We start from the raw sequence: 16,377 nt of genomic DNA on the forward strand, positions 1-16,377 counted from the left end.
CATGTCGGTTTACACCACCGTCGACAACGACACCCTGAAACACTGGCTTGAGCGCTACGCGCTGGGCGAACTGGTCGAGCTCAAGGGCATCGCCGCCGGCATCACCAACACCAACTACTTCGTCACCACCACGCACGGCCGCTACGTGCTGACCATCTTCGAGGTGCTGAAGCTCGACGAGCTGCCCTACTACCTCGAGCTGATGAGCCACCTGGCGCGCCACGGCGTGGCCTGCCCGGCGCCGATCGCCGACCACACCGACAACTTCGCCTCGCTGTTGGCCGGCAAGCCGGCCTGCCTGGTCACCTGCCTGTCCGGCCGCGACGTGGAGACGCCGAACGCGGCGCAGTGCCGCGCCGTGGGCGAGATGCTGGCGCAGATGCACCTGGCCGGCGGCACCTTCCCGCACCGGATGCAGAACCCGCGCGGCCCGCGCTGGTGGAGCCAGACCGCCAGCGCGGTGTACCACTACATGGACGAGGCCGACGCCGCCAGCCTGCGCGCCGAGGTGCACTTCCAGGACAGCCACCGCTTCGACCACCTGCCCACCGGGGTGGTCCACGCCGACCTGTTCAAGGACAACGTGCTGATGGACGGCGACGCCATCGCCGGCTTCATCGACTTCTACTACGCCTGCAACGACGTGCTGCTGTACGACGTGGCGATCGCCGTCAACGACTGGGCGCGCCGCCCCGACGGCGAGATCGACGGCGACCTGGCGCGCGCGCTCCTGGCCGGCTACCAGGCGGCCCGCCCGCTCAACGCCGAGGAGAAGCGCTGCTGGCCGGTGATGCTGCGCGCCGCCGCGCTGCGCTTCTGGACCTCGCGCCTGCTCGACATGTACCAACCGCAGGCCGGCGAGCTCACCTACATCAAGGACCCCAAGGTGTTCCAGCGCCTGGTCGAGGCGCACCGCGCGCGCAGCGACTTCTGGCTGTAAACACACCACGCCCGGCTTTGGCGATACCCAGAGCGGCACCCCGACAGGGATGCCGCTTTTTTTCTTGCCCGACCGCCGCTTACAGCCGCTCCAGCGCCTGCAGCACGTCGGCCTTGATGTCGTCGATATGCTCCACCCCCACCGCGTAGCGGATGGCGTTGAGCGGGATGCCGGCAGTGGCCATCTGCTCCGGCGTCATGGTGCCCGCCCACATCGCCGCGGTGTGGATCACCAGCGAATCAACCCCACCCAGGCTGGCCGCGTTGAGCGGCAGTTCCAGCAGCGAGACGAAGCGCTCGGCCTCGGCATAGCCGCCCTGCACCGAGAATGCCACGATACCGCTGCCCCCCTTCATCTGGCGCCGCGCCAGCTCGTGCTGCGGGTGGCTGGCGAGCCCTGGGTAGAGCACTGCTTCGATCTTGGGATGCGCTGCCAGCGTCTCGGCCAGCGCCTGGGCGTTGGCGTTGATGCGCTCGATGCGCATCGGCAGGGTGCGCAGACCGCGCAGCAGCAGCCAGGCGTCCATCGGCGACAGCACCGAGCCCAGCGTGATGTGCGTCTTCCAGATGCGCTCGGCCTGTTCGTGGCTGCAGCAGATCACCCCGGCGGTGAGGTCATGGTGGCCGCCCAGGTACTTGGTGGCGCTGTGGATGACGATGTCGACGCCGAGATCGTGCGGACGCTGGTTGAGCGGCGTGGCGAAGGTGTTGTCGGCGATGGTCAGCACACCGTGCTCGCGCGCGATAGCGGTGATCGCCTCCAGGTCGGTCAGCGTCAACAACGGATTGGCCGGCGTCTCCAGCATGATGAATTTGGTGTTGGGACGGATGGCGCGGCGGAACGCCTCCGGGTCGTCCTGCTCGACGAAGCTCACCTCGACACCGAAGCGGCGCAGCATCTCGTCCATGATGCGCGTGGTGCTCATGTAGTGGCGCGTCTGGCCGATGACGTGGTCGCCGGCGGACACGAAGGTCAACAGGGTCGCCGCCACCGCGCCCATGCCCGAGGCGGTGACCAGTGCGGTCTCGGTGCCTTCCAGTTCGGCCATGATCTTCTTCACGCGCTCATGCACCGGGTTGCCGTAGCGGGTGTAGTTGCGCGGGTGCTGCGGAACTTCCGACATCTCCGCGAACTCGGCGGCGTCGGCCGCCTTGAAGGTGGCGGAATAGTGGATGGACGGTGCCACGGTCTTGTCGTCGGTGACGTCGTAATCGGCGTGCACCACCAGGGTTTCGGGCCTGAATGCCATGTTCTTTCTCCGGAATGGGATGCCCGGCCAGAGTCCGGGCAGGCGGCCCACAGTAACGCGTGTCGGCGCCGATGACAATGTGATCGGCCGGGTGGAGCCATGGCGGGCGAGGCTGGCCGAGCGACGGGCTCAGTCCCCGGCCATGTCGAGGAACTGACGCAGCCCGTGGGTGAGGGTCTTGTCGCGGTGCACGATGCGGTGGAAGCGGCGCATCAGCGGTGGCAGCGGGGCGCGGATTTCGACCAGGCTGCCGGCTTGCAGCAGATCGGCCACCACGCGCCGTGCCAGGCAACTGACGCCGAGCCCGGCCGCCACCGTGCGCTTGAGCGCCTCCGAGTTGCCCAGTTCCATCACCAGGTTGAAGCGCCCCAGGTGCGGCAACAGCAGCCGCTCCACCTCCTCGCGCGTGCCGGAGCCGGGCTCGCGCAGCAGCCACGGCGCCGCCGCCAGCTCGTCAGCCGTCAGTGGACGGCCAGCCAGCTCGTGTCCGGCGGCACAGAACAGCACCAGCTCATCCTCCAGCCACGGCGTCACCACCAGTTCGGGATGGTGGCAGGGCCCTTCGATGAAACCGGCGTCGACACGGAACGCCGCCACTTCCTCGACGATGTCGCGGGTGTTGGCGACCTCCAGCTCGACCCGTGCCTGCGGATGGGCCAGGCGGAACGCGGCGATGCGCTCCGGCAGCAGGTAGTTGGCCACCGTGGTACTGGCACCGAGGCGCAGGTCGATGGCGCCGCCGCCGAACAGTCCCTGCAGCCCATGCGCCTGGTCGAGCACGGCGCGGGCGCGCGGCAGCAGCAACCGGCCGTGCTCGTTGAGCAGCAGGCGCCGGCCGACGCGATCGAACAGCGTCGCGCCCAGCCCGGCTTCCAGCGACGCCAGCGCCTGGCTCGCCGCCGACTGGGTCATCGCCAGCACCTCGGCGGCACGCGTGACGCCGCCGCTTTCCGCCACGGCGAGGAAGACGGACAGTTCGCGCAGGGTGAGCTTGAGCGTCATGGCACGGCCTCATCAATCGGTTTTACTAATGAATATCAGTAATATTATCCGTTTTACCACTGAATAACGCCGCGCTATCGTGGCGATATCCGCTTTTATTCCATTTAGCACTATGTTTATGCACTCTTTTCGCCACACCCTGCCCGGCCTCGCGCTGGCGCTGCTGCTCGGCGGAGGCGCCTTGGCGCTGGCCACGCTGCCTATGCTGCAGAATCTGGGACTGTCGGCGCTGACGCTGGCCATCGTCGGTGGCATCGCGCTCGGCAACGGCGGCTATGCCGCGCTGGCGCCGCGTTGCGATGCCGGGGTGCAGTTCGCCAAGCAGCGCCTGCTGCGTCTGGGCATCGTGCTGTTCGGGCTGCGCCTGACGCTGCAGGACATCGCCGCGGTCGGCCCGGCCGGGGTGCTGATCGATGCGGTGATGCTGACCAGCACCTTTCTGCTGGCCTGTTGGCTCGGTCCGCGCTGGTTCGGGCTGGAACGCGACAGCGCCATGCTGATCGGCGCCGGCAGCGCCATCTGCGGCGCGGCGGCGGTGCTGGCCACCGAGCCGGTGGCGCGCGGCGGGACGGAGAAGGTGGCGGTGGCGGTCGCCACCGTGGTGGTGTTCGGCACGCTGGCGATGTTCCTCTACCCGATGCTGTTCACACTGGCGCAGGCGGCCGGGATGAGCGGGCTGGACGGCTGGCGCTTCGGGCTGTTCGCCGGCTCGACACTGCACGAGGTGGCGCAGGTGGTGGCCGCCGGGCGCGCGGTGAGTGAGCAGGCCGCCGAGGTCGCGGTGATCGCCAAGATGATCCGGGTGATGATGCTGGCGCCGTTCCTGTTGCTGCTGTCGGCCTTCCTGGCGCGGCGCGAGAGCGGCGCCACGAGGAGCACGACGCGCCGCATCACCATCCCCTGGTTCGCCGTGGGCTTCGTGCTGCTGGCCGGGGTCAACTCGCTGGGCTGGCTGCCGCCGGCCTGGCGCGCCGGGCTGCTGCAGCTCGATACGCTGCTGCTGGCGGCAGCGATGGCGGCACTGGGGCTGCACACCCAGGTTTCGGCGATCCGCCGCGCCGGGCTCGCCCCTCTCGGGCTAGCAGCCTGCCTGTGCGGCTGGCTGATCGTCGGCGGCGCGGTGGTGAATGCGGGGATCGGGTTACTGCTGAAATGAGCGCCCATGGGATGGGTGCAGTTGCTCGATGGGTTACGGCACTGACTGAGCGAGGCAAGCGAAGCGTCGCGAAGGAAGAATGCCTCCACCCATCCTACGCACCCAAGATACGAAGGCGCAGCCGCCTAATGGGGTAGGCTTAGGCCGGTACCTGCATGCCGCGTACTACCGCCGGACGCGCTCCCACCTCGCGGTACCAGCGCTCGACATGGGGATAGGCGGCCAGATCAATGTCGTGCCATTCGTGGCGCGCCGCCCAGGGGTAGAGCGCCATGTCGGCGATGCTGTAGTCGCCGGCGACGAACGGCGTTTCGGCCAAGCGCGTGTCGAGCACGCCGTACAGGCGCTGGGTTTCCTTGTGGTAGCGCTCCATCGCGTACGGCACCTTTTCCGGGGCGTAGCGCAGGAAGTGGTGGGTCTGCCCCAGCATCGGCCCGAAACCGCCCATCTGGAACATCAGCCACTGCAGCGCCTGGTAGCGCGCAAAGCCGGCTGACGGCAGGAAACGGCCGTACTTTTCCGCCAGGTAGATCATGATGGCGCCCGACTCGAACACGGTGATCGGGCCGCCTTCGGGGCCGTCGCTGTCGACGATGGCCGGGATCTTGCCGTTCGGGTTGACCTCGAGGAAGGCCGGCGAGAACTGGTCGCCCTGGCCGATGTCGATCGGCTCGACGTGGTAGTCCAGCCCCAGTTCCTCGAGCAGGATCGAGACTTTCCTTCCGTTGGGCGTGCCCCAGGTATACAACGTGATCATGGATGCTCCTTGCCGGGCGGCGCTGTCGGTTACAATGCCGCGCTAACGATCACGCTAGGATACCGCGAATGAGCCAATTTTCCTCCACGGTGGTGCACGCCTTTCTCACCGATCTGCAGGACCGCATCTGCGCCGGGCTGGAGGCCGCCGACGGCGACGCACATTTCGCCGAGGACAGCTGGCAGCGCCCCCAGGGCGGCGGCGGACGCAGCCGCGTGCTGACCGGCGGCGCGGTATTCGAGCAGGCCGGGGTCAATTTCTCGCACGTCACCGGCGACACGCTGCCGCCGTCGGCCACCGCGCACCGCCCGGAGCTGGCGGGCCGGCACTGGGAGGCGATGGGGGTCTCGCTGGTGGTGCATCCGCAGAATCCCTACGTCCCCACCAGCCACGCCAACGTGCGCTTCTTCATCGCCGAGAAGGCGGGCGAGGCGCCGGTGTGGTGGTTCGGCGGCGGCTTCGACCTGACGCCGTTCTACGGCTTCGAGGAGGATGCGCGCCACTGGCACCGCGTGGCGCACGACCTGTGCCTGCCGTTCGGCGCCGAGGTCTACCCCAAGTACAAGCAGTGGTGCGACGAGTACTTCTTCCTCAAGCATCGCAACGAGGCGCGCGGCATCGGCGGGCTGTTCTTCGACGACCTCAACGCCTGGGGCTTCGAACAGTGCTTCGCCTTCCAGCAGGCGGTGGGCAACGGCTACCTCGACGCCTACCTGCCAATCGTGGCGCGGCGCAAGGACATGCCGTGGGGCGAGCGCGAGCGCCAGTTCCAGCTCTACCGGCGCGGGCGCTACGTGGAATTCAACCTGGTATGGGACCGCGGCACGCTATTCGGCCTGCAGTCGGGCGGGCGCACCGAATCGATCCTGATGTCGATGCCGCCCCTGGTGCGCTGGGAGTACGGTTACCACCCCGAGCCGGGTACGCCGGAGGCGGAGTTGTATGAGCGCTTCCTGCCGCCGCGCGACTGGCTGTGAGCGGGCGCTCCTCATACAGAGCGCAACCGTAGACTAAGGCTCCATGCACCCGTAGCCCATCGGACGATGGGTTGCGCTGCGCTTCACCCATCCTACAGATTTCACCCTCCCTGCCGGCTGCAACCGTAGGATGGGTGGAGGTGCCAGGCACCGTAACCCATCAGGTGATGGGTTGCGCTACGCTTCACCCATCCTACCCACTGGCTGTAATCCTCCCCCTCACTCCAGCGCGTCGAGCGGCAGCGGCGCGCCGCTCTTGACGGTGCGGATGGCGAAGTTGCTGGTCATGTCCTGCACCATGCTCAGCGTCTGCAGCTTGCGCACCACACGCTCGTAGCCGGGCAGGTCGGGCACCACCACTTCCAGCAGGTAGTCGTAGGCGCCCGACACCACGTGGCAGTCGATCACTTCGTCCATCAGCTGCACCGCATCCTCGAACAGCCGCGAGGCGTCCTCGCGGTGGTGCATCAGCCGCACGCTGACGAACACCGTGGTGGCGAGCTTGAGGCGCCGCCGGTCCAGCACCGCGCGGTAGCCGCTGATGAAGCCTTCTTCCTCCAGCCGCTTCAGCCGGCGCGCCACCGGCGTCGGCGACAACGCCACGCGTTCGGCCAGTTCGGCGGTGCTCAGCCGCCCCTCGGTCTGCAGCAGTTCCAGCATGCGCCGGTCGATGCGGTCCATGGCCTGCCCTCCATTGCTTGAATCCGCCAACTATAGCCGGTTCTACGCCGTTTTCCACCAAGACTGACGCTAAACCTGCCGCATTTTGCCGGAAACCCCTCGCCGCACGCGCCGATAATCGAGTCGTCCCCCACTCCCGGAGCCGTGCCATGTCCGCCGCCACTCTCGCCCTGCCCGCCGCCGCCCCGCGCTCAGGCCTCGTCGCCGGCATCGCCGCGCTGACGGTGACCGTGCTGATATGGGCCAGCTTCTTCGTGTCGCTGCGCGCCGGCGCACGCGCCCAGCTGCGCCCGGAGGAACTGGCGCTGATCCGCTTCGCCCCGGCCGGGCTCGGCTTCCTGCCGCTGTTGATCGCGCGCTGGCGGCGCATCGTGGCGGTGCCGTGGCCGCTGCTGGCGTCGATCCTGGTCGGCGCCGGCCTGCCCTATTTCCTGATCGCCGGCCTCGGCATGCGCCACGCGCCGGTGGCCGACGGCAGCACGCTGGTTCCCGGCACCCTGCCGCTGCTGGTCGCCGTGCTGGGGGCGTTGCTCTATCGCCAGCGCCCGCCGGCTGCGCGCCTGCCGGCCCTGCTGCTGATCGGCGCCGGGGTGCTGGTGCTGCTGGTGCTCAACCACGGTCAGGGCGAACTGGGACGGGGCTACGCCTTGTTCCTGCTGGGCAGCCTGATGTGGGCCAACTACACGCTGGCGCTGCGCCGTTCCGGGCTGTCGCCGCTGGAGGGCGCGGCGCTGATCTCGACCGGTTCGCTGGTGCTGCTCTTGCCGTGGCTGCTGCTGCATCCTCCGCTCGGGCTGATGACGCTGCCGGCCGGTCAGTGGGCGCTGCAGGGGCTGATCCAGGGGCTGGGGGTGGGGCTGGTCTCCACGCTGTGCTACGCCGTCGCCATCTCGCGTCTCGGCGCCGAGACGGCTTCCGCCGCCGGCGCACTGACCCCGGTGCTGGCCTCGCTGCTGGCGCTGCCGCTGTTCGGCGAAATGCCCGGCGCCGGTTCGCTGCTCGGCATGGCGCTGATCGTGGCCGGGGTGATCGGCGCCAGCCGGCCGCTGCCACCGCGGCGTTAGCCCGGACCGAGCGATCGTACAAAAAGACATGGCCGCCCTCGCTCACGCGACGGCGGCCATGATGCTATCTGAAGGATAGCGGACAGCGCGGCGGGCTCAGCCCAGCTTGGCGCGCAGCGACTCCAGCAGCGCCTGGCACTCCTCGTCGGAGCCGACGGTGATGCGCAGGAACTGGGCGATGCGCGGGGCGTTGAAGTGGCGCACGATGATGCCCTCGCTGCGCAGCGCGGCAGCCAGGGTGGCGGCGTCATGGCCGGGGTGGCGCGCGAACACGAAGTTGGCGGCGGACGGCAGCACCTCGAAGCCCAGCGCTTCCAGCCCCGCCGTCAGCGTGTCGCGGCTCGCCATCACGGCGCGGCGCGTGCTGTCGAAGTACTCCTCGTCCTCGATCGCGGCGGTGGCGCCGACGATCGCCATGCGGTCGAGCGGGTAGGAGTTGAAGCTGTTCTTGACCCGCTCCAGCGCGTCGATCAGCGCCGGATGGCCGACCGCGAAGCCGACGCGCAGCCCGGCCAGCGAGCGCGACTTCGACAGCGTCTGCACCACCAGCAGGTTGGGGTAGCGCTCGACCAGCGAAATCGCGCTGTCGCCACCGAAGTCGATGTAGGCCTCGTCCACCACCACCACGCGCTGCGGCTGGGCCGCGAGCAGACGCTCGATCGCGTCGAGCGCCAGCAGGCGGCCAGTCGGCGCGTTCGGGTTGGGGAAGATGATGCCGCCGCAGGGCTCGAGGTAGTCGTCGATAGCGAGGCTGAAATCGTCGGCCAGCGGCACGGTGCGGTAATCGATGTCGTAGAGCTTGCAGTAGGTCGGGTAGAAGCTGTAGCTGATGTCCGGGAACAGCAGCGGTAGCTCATGCTTGAGCAGCGCGCAGAAGGCATGCGCCAGCACTTCGTCCGAGCCGTTGCCGACGAATACGTGGGCCGGGGTCAGGCCATGGCGGTGCGCGATGGCGGCCTTGAGCGGCGTGCTGTCCGGGTTGGGATAGAGACGCAACGATGCGCCCAGCTCACGGCCCATCGCCTCGACGGCGCGCGGCGACGGTGGGTAGGGGTTTTCGTTGGTGTTGAGCTTGATCAGGCGCTGGTGCTGCGGCTGCTCTCCGGGGGTGTACGGCGTCAGGCGGGAAACGGTGGAACTCCAGTATTGACTCATGACAGGACCGGGATGACGGGATGGATGGCTGGAAAACCTCCATCCTAACAAACGGCGCGCCGCGACGGCAGCACCGTTCGTCCCGCTAGCGCTCCAGCCGGCGCAAGAGCTTGGCGCCGTACGCCCCCTCGGCACTCACGGGAGGGAGACCCACCTCGGTCAGACGCTGGTTGAGCAGCGCTAGGCGCTTGAGCCCGCGCGACAGCGCCTCGCCCTCGGCGTCGGCCAGCGTCATGGCCAGTTGCACCGCCTCGCGCCGCGCCTCCAGCTCCGGCGGCAGGTAGCCGGCGTTCTTGAGGATGCGCCAGGCCATGCGCTGCTCGGGCGGCACCAGCGGGCTGATGTCATCCTCCGGCAACGGCTGACCTTCGCCGGGCAAGTTGCTCAGTTCGCCCTTCTCCGCCGCTTCGGCCAGCCGCTTTTCGCCGATCAGTGCCAGGATGTCCATGCCACGCCCTCCTCCCCTGATGCTAGCTCGGGCGACGGCATGAAAAAAGGGGCCGAAGCCCCTTTAGTCATGATGACGACAATCGCCGGCAATATAACCTGTCCCAGTAGGCTTGCGAGCCAAAGCAGGTTGAGCGCCGCCGGCGCACAGGAACCGGAATGGACACAGAGTCCATGAGGATTCCGAGCACCGCCGGCGCTCAAGATGCACAGGCGCAGCTGCCTAATGGGATGGGTTACACGGCCAGTTCCGCAATCGCCGACTTAGCCGCATGAATCGCGGTGGCGCGCTGGTCTTCGCCCATGTTGACCGCTTCAGCGCGGACGATCTCGACGTCGGTGATGCCGAGGAAGCCCAGCACGGTCTTCAGGTAGTCTTCCTGGAAGTCCATCAGGCGGCCCTGTTCGGTGGAGTAGACACCGCCGCGGCTGGAGGCGATCAGCACCTTCTTGCCGCCGGCCAGGCCGACCGGACCGTTCTCGGTGTACTTGAAGGTGCGGCCGGCGGCGGCCACGCGGTCGATCCAGGCCTTGAGCTGCGACGGGATCGAGAAGTTGTACATCGGAGCACCGATCACGATCACGTCGGCGGCCAGAAACTCGGCGATCAGCTCGTCGGTCAGCGCCTTCTCGCTGCGCTGGGTGGCGGTCCAGTCCGCTTCCGGCGTGAAGTTGGCACCGATGATCTCGCCGGACAGGTGAGCAATTTCGGCCCCGGCCAGGTCACGGTAGCTCACTTCGAGCGCCGGATGCTGGCGACGGACGTTGTCGACCAGGGCGGCGGTCAGCTGACGCGAAACGGAGTTGCCGAGGATGCTGGAATCGATGTGCAGCAGTTTCATGGTGGTGCTCCTGTAGAAAGTGGGTACAGGTGCATGGTAGGTTTTATCGCCAATCGCCACTAGACGGCTAAAATAAGAAGCATTGTTCCACCGATAGGACAATTTTCATGCGCGACCTCAACGACCTGCTGTTCTTCGCCAAGGTGGTCGAACACAACGGTTTCAACGCCGCCTCCCGCGTGCTGGGCATCCCCAAGTCGCGCCTGTCGCGGCGCGTGGCCGGACTGGAAGAAGAGCTCGGCGTGCGCCTGCTCCAGCGCACCACGCGCAAGCTGGCGCTGACCGAGGTCGGCGCCAGCTTTTACGCCCACTGCCAGGCCATGCTGGCCGAGGCCGACGCCGCCGAGGAAAGCATCTCGCGCGTCACCGCCGAGGCTCGCGGGCTGATCCGGGTGAGCTGCCCCGAGCTCCTGGCCAAGACCGAACTTGGCCCGATTCTGCCGCGCTTCATGCAGCGCCATCCGCAGGTGCGGCTGCTGCTGGAGGCGACCAACCGCCGCGTCGACCTGATCGAGGAAGGCATCGACGTGGCGATCCGGGTGCGCAGCGTGATCGAGGACAGTGCAAGCCTGGTGGCGCGCCGGCTCGGCATCGCCCGCCAGGCGCTGGTGGCGAGCCCCGCCTTGCTGGAACAGTACGGCACGCCGGTGAGCCCGGCCGAGCTCGCCGCGCTGCCGGCACTGTCGATGAGCTGGCCGGACGGACGCGGCCACTTCGCCCTGCTCGACGAGGTCGGCCACAACTACAGCGTGCAGATCGAACAGCCGCGGCTGATCACCGACGACCTGATGGTGCTGACCGAGGCGGCCGAGGCCGGACTGGGCGTGGCGCTGTTGCCGGCGCAGCTCTGTCACGAGGCGCTGGCGGCAGGACGGCTCACACGGCTGCTGCCGAACTACGTCATCCCCGGCGGCATCCTGCACGCCGTGTTCCCGAGCCGGCGCGGGCTGGTGCCGGCAGTGCGCGCCTTCATCGACTTCCTCGCCGCGGAACTGGTGCCGCAGGAGCATCCGGGCTACGAGCGGTTGGGCTGAGCCTCATTGGAGCGTGTAGAAGAAATCGTCGCGAGCGCCCCTAGGCCGATCCGAGAAGCACAGCCGTACAAGTGGTACGGCGAGCATCACAGGATCGGGATCGGGGCGCGCAGCAGATTTATTCACGCGCTCACACCGGCATCTCGTCGGCCAGGGGTTCGTTGGGCTGCAGATGCAGCCACGACGACCACAGCACGCCGCCCAGCAGCAGCAGCATCGCCAGGCTCTCGAACGGACGCGGCCAGCGCCATTCGTAGAGGAAGCCGTAGAACAGCGCGAACAGCGTCTCGAACACGATCAGTTGCCCGCTCAGGGTCAGCGGCAGGCGGCGACTGGCGGCGTTCCAGAGGCCGGTACCGAGCACCGAGGCGCCCAGCGCCACCGCCACCGTGATGCCGGCGAACAGCGCCCAGTCGCGCTCGGCCGAAGCCGGCACCGACAGCGCCAGCCAGCCCGCCGGCAAAGCCAGCAGCAGCGCCAACACCCCGGTGCACACCCCGGTGAGCAGCGACCACTCGTGGCTGTTGAAACGCGGATGCTGGCGCAGATAGCGCGCGTTGGCTACCGCGTACCAGGTCCACGACAGCAGGGCGGCGACGGCGCAGGCGAGCCCCCCGAGCTTGACCAGCCAGCCGGCACTGTCGTTGGCCGGGTCCGGCGCGTAGAGGAATACGTCGAGGTTGATCGCCGCCACGCCCGCCATGATCAGCGCCAGCGGCCAGGCCAGCGCGGAGAGGCGCAAGGCGCCGTGTTCGCGGCTGCCAATCACCGTCATCAGCAGCGGCAGCACGCCGATGATCAGCGAGGTCGGCGCGATGCCGACCAGCTGCACCGCGCTGATCAAGAGCACGTAGTAGATGATGTTGCCGATCAGCGAGAGCCGCAGCAGCGCCAGCCAGTCCTCGTGCTGCAGCTTCCCGCGCACGCCGCGCCACAAGGGCAGCAGCATCAGCAAGGACACCACGCCGTAGCTCAGGTAGCGGCACGAGGCCAGCTCCAGCGGCGAGAACGCCGACAGCGCGCGCGGCGCCAGAAACACCATGCCCCACAGGGCACCGGCCGCGAGGCCGTACAACACACCTTGAATCACCTTCACTCCCGTCAGTCCGTTGCGGCTCGGCGTGTGGACGCGCTCCGCCCCATTTGCCCGGCAGTGTAGTGAAGGAAAGAGAAAAAATCTGTCGCCGGACTACGCCGGCTTGGTGCGCGACTCCGCCCGCGCGGCACGGCGCAGTGCGCTCGGCGTCTCGCCGAACTCGCGCACCAGCGCGCTGGTGAAGGCGCTCTGCGAAGAGTAGCCGGTGCGCGCCGCCACCTCGCCCACCGGCAGCATGGTGGTGGTGAGCAGCAGACGAGCGAGCCGCAGGCGGCGCCGGCGGACGTACTCCATCGGACGCAGCCCGGTCTCGGCGAGGAAGCGTTCGTGAAAGCGCGACGGCGCGAGCCCGACCAGCTCGGCCAGGTCGCGCACCTGCAAGGGGTGGGCGCAGTGGCGGTCGATGAAGGCATCGATCCGCGCCAGCGGCAGGCCCGGCAGCGTCGCCGCCGGCTGCTGCACCAGCCCCGCCAGCAGCAGGGCGGCCCCGTGGCGGCCGACGGCGGCGTCGAGCGTCGGCAGCGCCGCCAGGCCGCTCACCAACGATGCCAGCGCCGGGCTCAGCACGTGCGTGCCCGGCGTGTCGAGCAACCGGCGCGCCTCGTCCGCCCCGGCGCCGAGCAACGCACCCAGCCCGTCCACGCCGGACGACACGTCCAGCACCAGGCAGCTCGCTGCCTGGGCGCCGGCGAAAGCGTGGCGGCAGGCGGAGGGAATCACCGCCAGTTGCTGCGCCGCGACGCAGCCGGCACGGCCCTCGACGTCCATCTGCAACGCGCCGTCCAGCCCAAACACCAGTTGGGCGTGGTCGTGGCTGTGGGCCTGCGTCTCGGGCAGGTAATGGCGGACGGACAGCGAGGGGTTCATGAAACGAACGGCGTAGCGGTGGCGGATAAGCGATAGTCTGCCCGACAAGCGCGCCGAGGAGAACCGTCATGGCGCCGCTTGCGCCCTAAAATGACGCTCGACAGGCCATCCACGCACAAAACGGCCCCGCTCCCTGCCGGGAAACGGGGCCGCGCATCTTTCCGGAATGCCGTCAGGCCGGCTGATCAGTCCACTGCAGCAGGCTCTCCAGCAGCGCGCGCAACACCGGCTGCACCTTCGTCGCGCGCGCCTCGTCGTAGGCGTACGGCGCCTGCTCTTCCATGTAGGTGGCGAGCGACAGCTCGAGCTGGATGGCGTGCTGGCCCTTGTCGGGTTGGCCATAGGCGCGGGTGATGTAGCCGCCCTTGAAGCGGCCGTTCAGCACCGCGCTGTAGGCCGGGAAACCCTGCGCCACCGCCAGCAGACGCTCGCCCAGGCCCTCAGCGCAGGAAGCGCCGCCGGCGCTGCCCAGGTTGAAGTCGGGTAGCTTGCCTTCGAAGAAGCGCGGCACCTCGGAGCGGATCGAGTGCGCCTCCCACAGCAAGGCCACGCCGTGTTCGGCCTTGATGCGCGCCATCTCGTCCTGCAGCGCCAGGTGATAAGGGCGCCAGTAACGCTCGACGCGCCGTTCGATCTCGGTATCGTCCGGCTCCTCGCCGGGACGGTACAGCGGCACCTTGGCGAAGGTGTCGACCGGGCACAGCCCCGTCGTATCCTGGCCCGGATAGAGGTTGGCGTTATCCGGCGGACGGTTGAGGTCGATGACGTAGCGCGAGTAGCGCGGGATCAGGATCGACGCGCCCAGCGCGACGGCAAAGTCATACAGCCGCGGCAGATGCCAGTCGGTATCGTCCAGTTCGGCCGCCACCGGCGCCAGGCGCCCGGTTAGTTCGGCAGGCAGCTCGGTGCCGACGTGCGGCATCGAGATCAACAGCGGCGCGCTGCCGCGGTGCAAGGTGTAGATCGGGGTATCCATCGTCCGAATTCCGTGCGAAGTGATTAGAGATCAGCCCAGCAGCTCGGCCAGTGCCTGGCGGTAACCCTGTGCCGCCGCCACCTCGGAAACGTGGCGCCGCTCGGCGACAATGCGCCGACCGCCGGCATAGACGTCGCGGATCGGCGTCTCGCCGTGCTGGCAGAACACCAGTCCGGCCAGCAGTTGGTCAGCCACGCGCTGCGCCAGGTTGGGGTGCTCGGCGTCGAGCACCAGCAAGTCGGCACGCTGGCCGACCGCCAGCCCGGCCACCGGCCGCCCGGTCGCCAGCGCGCCGCCGGCCACGGCCTGGGCGTACAGCCGGTCCGCCACCACCGGGGCGTCGGCGCTGGCGAGCGCATTGCGGCGCCGGTCGCGCAGGCGCTGGCTGTATTCCAACAGGCGCAGCTCCTCGACCAGCGACACGCTGACATGGCTGTCCGAACCGATCCCCCAGTTGCCGCCGGCGGCGAGGTAGGCCACGCCGTCGAAGATGCCGTCGCCGAGGTTGGCCTCGGTGGTCGGGCAGATGCCGGCCACCGCGCCGCTCGCCGCCAGGTCAGCGGTTTCGTCCGGCGTCATGTGGGTGGCGTGCACCAGGCACCAGCGTTCGTCGAGCGGCTGGTTGTCGAGCAGCCAGCGCACCGGGCGCTTGCCCAGCTCGGCCACGCAGTCGTCCACCTCCTTGGTCTGCTCGGCGATGTGGATGTGGATCGGCGCGCCGGGATCGTCGCCGTGCAGGCCACTGCGCAAGGCTTCCAGCGTGGCCGGCGTGACGGCGCGCAGCGAGTGCGGCGCCACGCCGTAGCGCAGGCCGGCATGCTGCGGATGATCGCGGCGCAGCCGCGCCAGCAGATCGAGCATCCAGTCGGTGCTGGCGACGAAGCGTGCCTGCTCCGGCAGCGGCGGCTTGGCGCCGAAACCGCTTTGCTGATACAGCACCGGCAGCAGCGTGAGGCCGATACCGGCATCGGCGGCGGCGGCGATCAGGCGCTCGCAATGCTCGGCCGGATTGGCGTAAGGCCGGCCGTTGGCGTCATGGTGCACGTAGTGGAACTCGCACACCGAGGTGTAGCCGGCCTTGGCCATCTCGACGTAAAGCTGGCGCGCCACGGCCTCCAGCGTGTCCGGCGTCAGTCGCCCGGCGAAGCGGTACATCAGGCTGCGCCAGCTCCAGAAGCTGTCCTGCGGGTGGCCGAGGTATTCGGTCAGCCCGGCCATGGCGCGCTGGAAGGCGTGCGAATGCAGGTTCGGCATGCCGGCGATCACCGGGCCGGCGGCGCGCTCGACGCCCTCGGGCGGCACCGCATCGGGCTCGACGGTGTTCAGCAGGCCATACGCGTCCCAGCGCAGCAGCACGTTACGGCGCCAGCCCTCGGGCAGCAGCGCGCGATCGGCAAACAGGGAATGGGGTGCGGAAGTCATCGGTCCACCTCAGGAATGGTCGGAAGAGGAAGGCGCCAGCAGGCGGATGCTGACGGCGAGCAGTGAGCCATCGCCGGCCATGCGGCAGTCGAGGGCGGCGGCGGCGTCGAGACGCAGCGTGTCGTCGGCCTCGAGTGCAAGCGGCGCGTCGCCGCCGAGGGATAGCTCGACCCGGCCCTGCGCGCAGAACAGCAGCACCACGTCGCCGTCGAGCACGTGCCGGCCGGCCCCCTGCCAGACTTCGACCCGGCCCTGCGCGGCATCGCGGCGCAGCATCAGGTTGAAGTCGCGCGTGGCACCGCCGGGCAGCGTGGCCTCGATCGCCGCCTCGCCGGCGAACACGGCACGCGCCAGCGGCTGGCACAAGGCGTACACCGTGCCGTCGTCCTGCTCGAGACGCATGCCGTCGCCGGCCAAGAGCACCAGGGTGCGGTCGACACCGGGAAAACGCGAAAACGGCCCGGCCTGGGCCACGTCGGCCAGGCTCACGCGCCAGGCGAAATCGTCCAGCCCGGCGTCGTCCGGCCCGGCGGCGATCTCGCGCGTCACCCCGCCGCCGTTCTTCCACGGCCGCGCTTGCAGTGCGGCGCCGCGGATCAGCGTGTAATCGGGCACCCGGCTCGGCGCCTCGGTCATCCCGGCGTCGTGCTGTGGCTTGTTCATCTGGCCTCCCCCATGGAGCGGCCGGCATGGCCGCGTCAATGTCTATACA

17 protein-coding genes are annotated in these 16,377 nt (G+C 68.8%); 5 read left to right on the top strand and 12 right to left on the bottom strand.

The genetic code is table 11. From position 1 onward, the window contains the following. The first annotated feature begins 1 nt into the window (after window position 1). Window positions 2-940, top strand: a complete 939-nt coding sequence (gene thrB / locus PSEMAI1_RS0118360) for a homoserine kinase (RefSeq protein ID WP_024304277.1) — start codon at window positions 2-4, stop codon at window positions 938-940. A 79-nt stretch (window positions 941-1,019) separates the two neighbouring features. On the opposite strand, the gene PSEMAI1_RS0118365 is transcribed toward thrB, so the two are convergent. Both PSEMAI1_RS0118365 and PSEMAI1_RS0118370 read right to left on the bottom strand, forming a co-directional pair. Beyond that, window positions 1,020-2,189, bottom strand: a complete 1,170-nt coding sequence (locus PSEMAI1_RS0118365) for a PLP-dependent aspartate aminotransferase family protein (RefSeq protein ID WP_024304278.1) — start codon at window positions 2,187-2,189, stop codon at window positions 1,020-1,022. Between the two features lie 129 nt (window positions 2,190-2,318). Continuing rightward, the gene (locus PSEMAI1_RS0118370) at window positions 2,319-3,191 is read right to left on the bottom strand and encodes a LysR family transcriptional regulator (protein ID WP_024304279.1); all 873 of its coding nucleotides are present in this window, start codon (window positions 3,189-3,191) and stop codon (window positions 2,319-2,321) included. A gap of 118 nt (window positions 3,192-3,309) precedes the next feature. Between PSEMAI1_RS0118370 and PSEMAI1_RS0118375 the strand changes: the two genes are divergently transcribed. Further along, complete coding sequence (locus PSEMAI1_RS0118375; RefSeq protein ID WP_232219952.1) at window positions 3,310-4,347, top strand: YeiH family protein; 1,038 nt, start codon at window positions 3,310-3,312, stop codon at window positions 4,345-4,347. Window positions 4,348-4,486: 139 nt separating this feature from the next. Here PSEMAI1_RS0118375 and PSEMAI1_RS0118380 read toward each other — a convergent pair whose 3' ends face one another. After that, window positions 4,487-5,104, bottom strand: coding sequence for a glutathione S-transferase N-terminal domain-containing protein (locus tag PSEMAI1_RS0118380; RefSeq protein WP_024304281.1), 618 nt, complete (start codon window positions 5,102-5,104; stop codon window positions 4,487-4,489). A gap of 68 nt (window positions 5,105-5,172) precedes the next feature. Between PSEMAI1_RS0118380 and hemF the strand changes: the two genes are divergently transcribed. Then, window positions 5,173-6,081 (top strand): oxygen-dependent coproporphyrinogen oxidase, encoded by a 909-nt coding sequence (gene hemF, locus PSEMAI1_RS0118385; RefSeq protein ID WP_024304282.1) that lies wholly within the window; start codon window positions 5,173-5,175, stop codon window positions 6,079-6,081. 219 nt (window positions 6,082-6,300) lie between these two features. Here the strand turns inward: hemF and PSEMAI1_RS0118390 are convergent, their stop codons facing one another. Then, window positions 6,301-6,762 carry an Lrp/AsnC family transcriptional regulator gene (locus PSEMAI1_RS0118390; protein WP_024304283.1) on the bottom strand — a complete coding sequence of 154 codons (462 nt, stop codon included), beginning with the start codon at window positions 6,760-6,762 and terminating at the stop codon, window positions 6,301-6,303. A gap of 149 nt (window positions 6,763-6,911) precedes the next feature. On the opposite strand from PSEMAI1_RS0118390, the gene PSEMAI1_RS0118395 reads away from it, so the two are divergent. Continuing rightward, window positions 6,912-7,826 (top strand): DMT family transporter, encoded by a 915-nt coding sequence (locus PSEMAI1_RS0118395; RefSeq protein ID WP_024304284.1) that lies wholly within the window; start codon window positions 6,912-6,914, stop codon window positions 7,824-7,826. 96 nt (window positions 7,827-7,922) lie between these two features. Here the strand turns inward: PSEMAI1_RS0118395 and hisC are convergent, their stop codons facing one another. The 3 genes from hisC to PSEMAI1_RS0118410 all read right to left on the bottom strand — a co-directional run bounded on the left by hisC (window position 7,923) and on the right by PSEMAI1_RS0118410 (window position 10,270). Next, window positions 7,923-8,981, bottom strand: coding sequence for a histidinol-phosphate transaminase (gene hisC / locus PSEMAI1_RS0118400; RefSeq protein WP_024304285.1), 1,059 nt, complete (start codon window positions 8,979-8,981; stop codon window positions 7,923-7,925). 85 nt (window positions 8,982-9,066) lie between these two features. Next, the gene (locus tag PSEMAI1_RS0118405; RefSeq protein WP_024304286.1) at window positions 9,067-9,429 is read right to left on the bottom strand and encodes a DnaJ family domain-containing protein; all 363 of its coding nucleotides are present in this window, start codon (window positions 9,427-9,429) and stop codon (window positions 9,067-9,069) included. 235 nt (window positions 9,430-9,664) lie between these two features. Beyond that, window positions 9,665-10,270 carry an FMN-dependent NADH-azoreductase gene (locus tag PSEMAI1_RS0118410; RefSeq protein ID WP_024304287.1) on the bottom strand — a complete coding sequence of 202 codons (606 nt, stop codon included), beginning with the start codon at window positions 10,268-10,270 and terminating at the stop codon, window positions 9,665-9,667. A gap of 107 nt (window positions 10,271-10,377) precedes the next feature. On the opposite strand from PSEMAI1_RS0118410, the gene PSEMAI1_RS0118415 reads away from it, so the two are divergent. Then, window positions 10,378-11,304 (top strand): LysR substrate-binding domain-containing protein, encoded by a 927-nt coding sequence (locus PSEMAI1_RS0118415; protein WP_024304288.1) that lies wholly within the window; start codon window positions 10,378-10,380, stop codon window positions 11,302-11,304. Window positions 11,305-11,434: 130 nt separating this feature from the next. On the opposite strand, the gene PSEMAI1_RS0118420 is transcribed toward PSEMAI1_RS0118415, so the two are convergent. The 5 genes from PSEMAI1_RS0118420 to PSEMAI1_RS0118440 all read right to left on the bottom strand — a co-directional run bounded on the left by PSEMAI1_RS0118420 (window position 11,435) and on the right by PSEMAI1_RS0118440 (window position 16,328). Beyond that, window positions 11,435-12,400 carry a DMT family transporter gene (locus PSEMAI1_RS0118420; RefSeq protein ID WP_232219953.1) on the bottom strand — a complete coding sequence of 322 codons (966 nt, stop codon included), beginning with the start codon at window positions 12,398-12,400 and terminating at the stop codon, window positions 11,435-11,437. Window positions 12,401-12,493: 93 nt separating this feature from the next. Then, complete coding sequence (locus tag PSEMAI1_RS0118425) at window positions 12,494-13,267, bottom strand: AraC family transcriptional regulator (RefSeq protein WP_024304290.1); 774 nt, start codon at window positions 13,265-13,267, stop codon at window positions 12,494-12,496. Between the two features lie 172 nt (window positions 13,268-13,439). After that, on the bottom strand, window positions 13,440-14,243 hold the full coding sequence (gene hutG / locus PSEMAI1_RS0118430) for an N-formylglutamate deformylase (protein ID WP_024304291.1): 804 nt from the start codon (window positions 14,241-14,243) through the stop codon (window positions 13,440-13,442). Window positions 14,244-14,273: 30 nt separating this feature from the next. Then, window positions 14,274-15,665 carry a formimidoylglutamate deiminase gene (locus PSEMAI1_RS0118435; protein ID WP_024304292.1) on the bottom strand — a complete coding sequence of 464 codons (1,392 nt, stop codon included), beginning with the start codon at window positions 15,663-15,665 and terminating at the stop codon, window positions 14,274-14,276. A gap of 9 nt (window positions 15,666-15,674) precedes the next feature. Further along, a complete protein-coding gene (locus tag PSEMAI1_RS0118440; protein ID WP_084612734.1) occupies window positions 15,675-16,328 on the bottom strand; it encodes a HutD family protein in 654 nt (217 codons plus the stop codon). Window positions 16,329-16,377: the final 49 nt, after the last annotated feature.

It is taken from the genome of Pseudogulbenkiania sp. MAI-1 (genome assembly GCF_000527175.1).
In the GTDB taxonomy this organism is placed as follows: Bacteria; Pseudomonadota; Gammaproteobacteria; order Burkholderiales; family Chromobacteriaceae; genus Pseudogulbenkiania.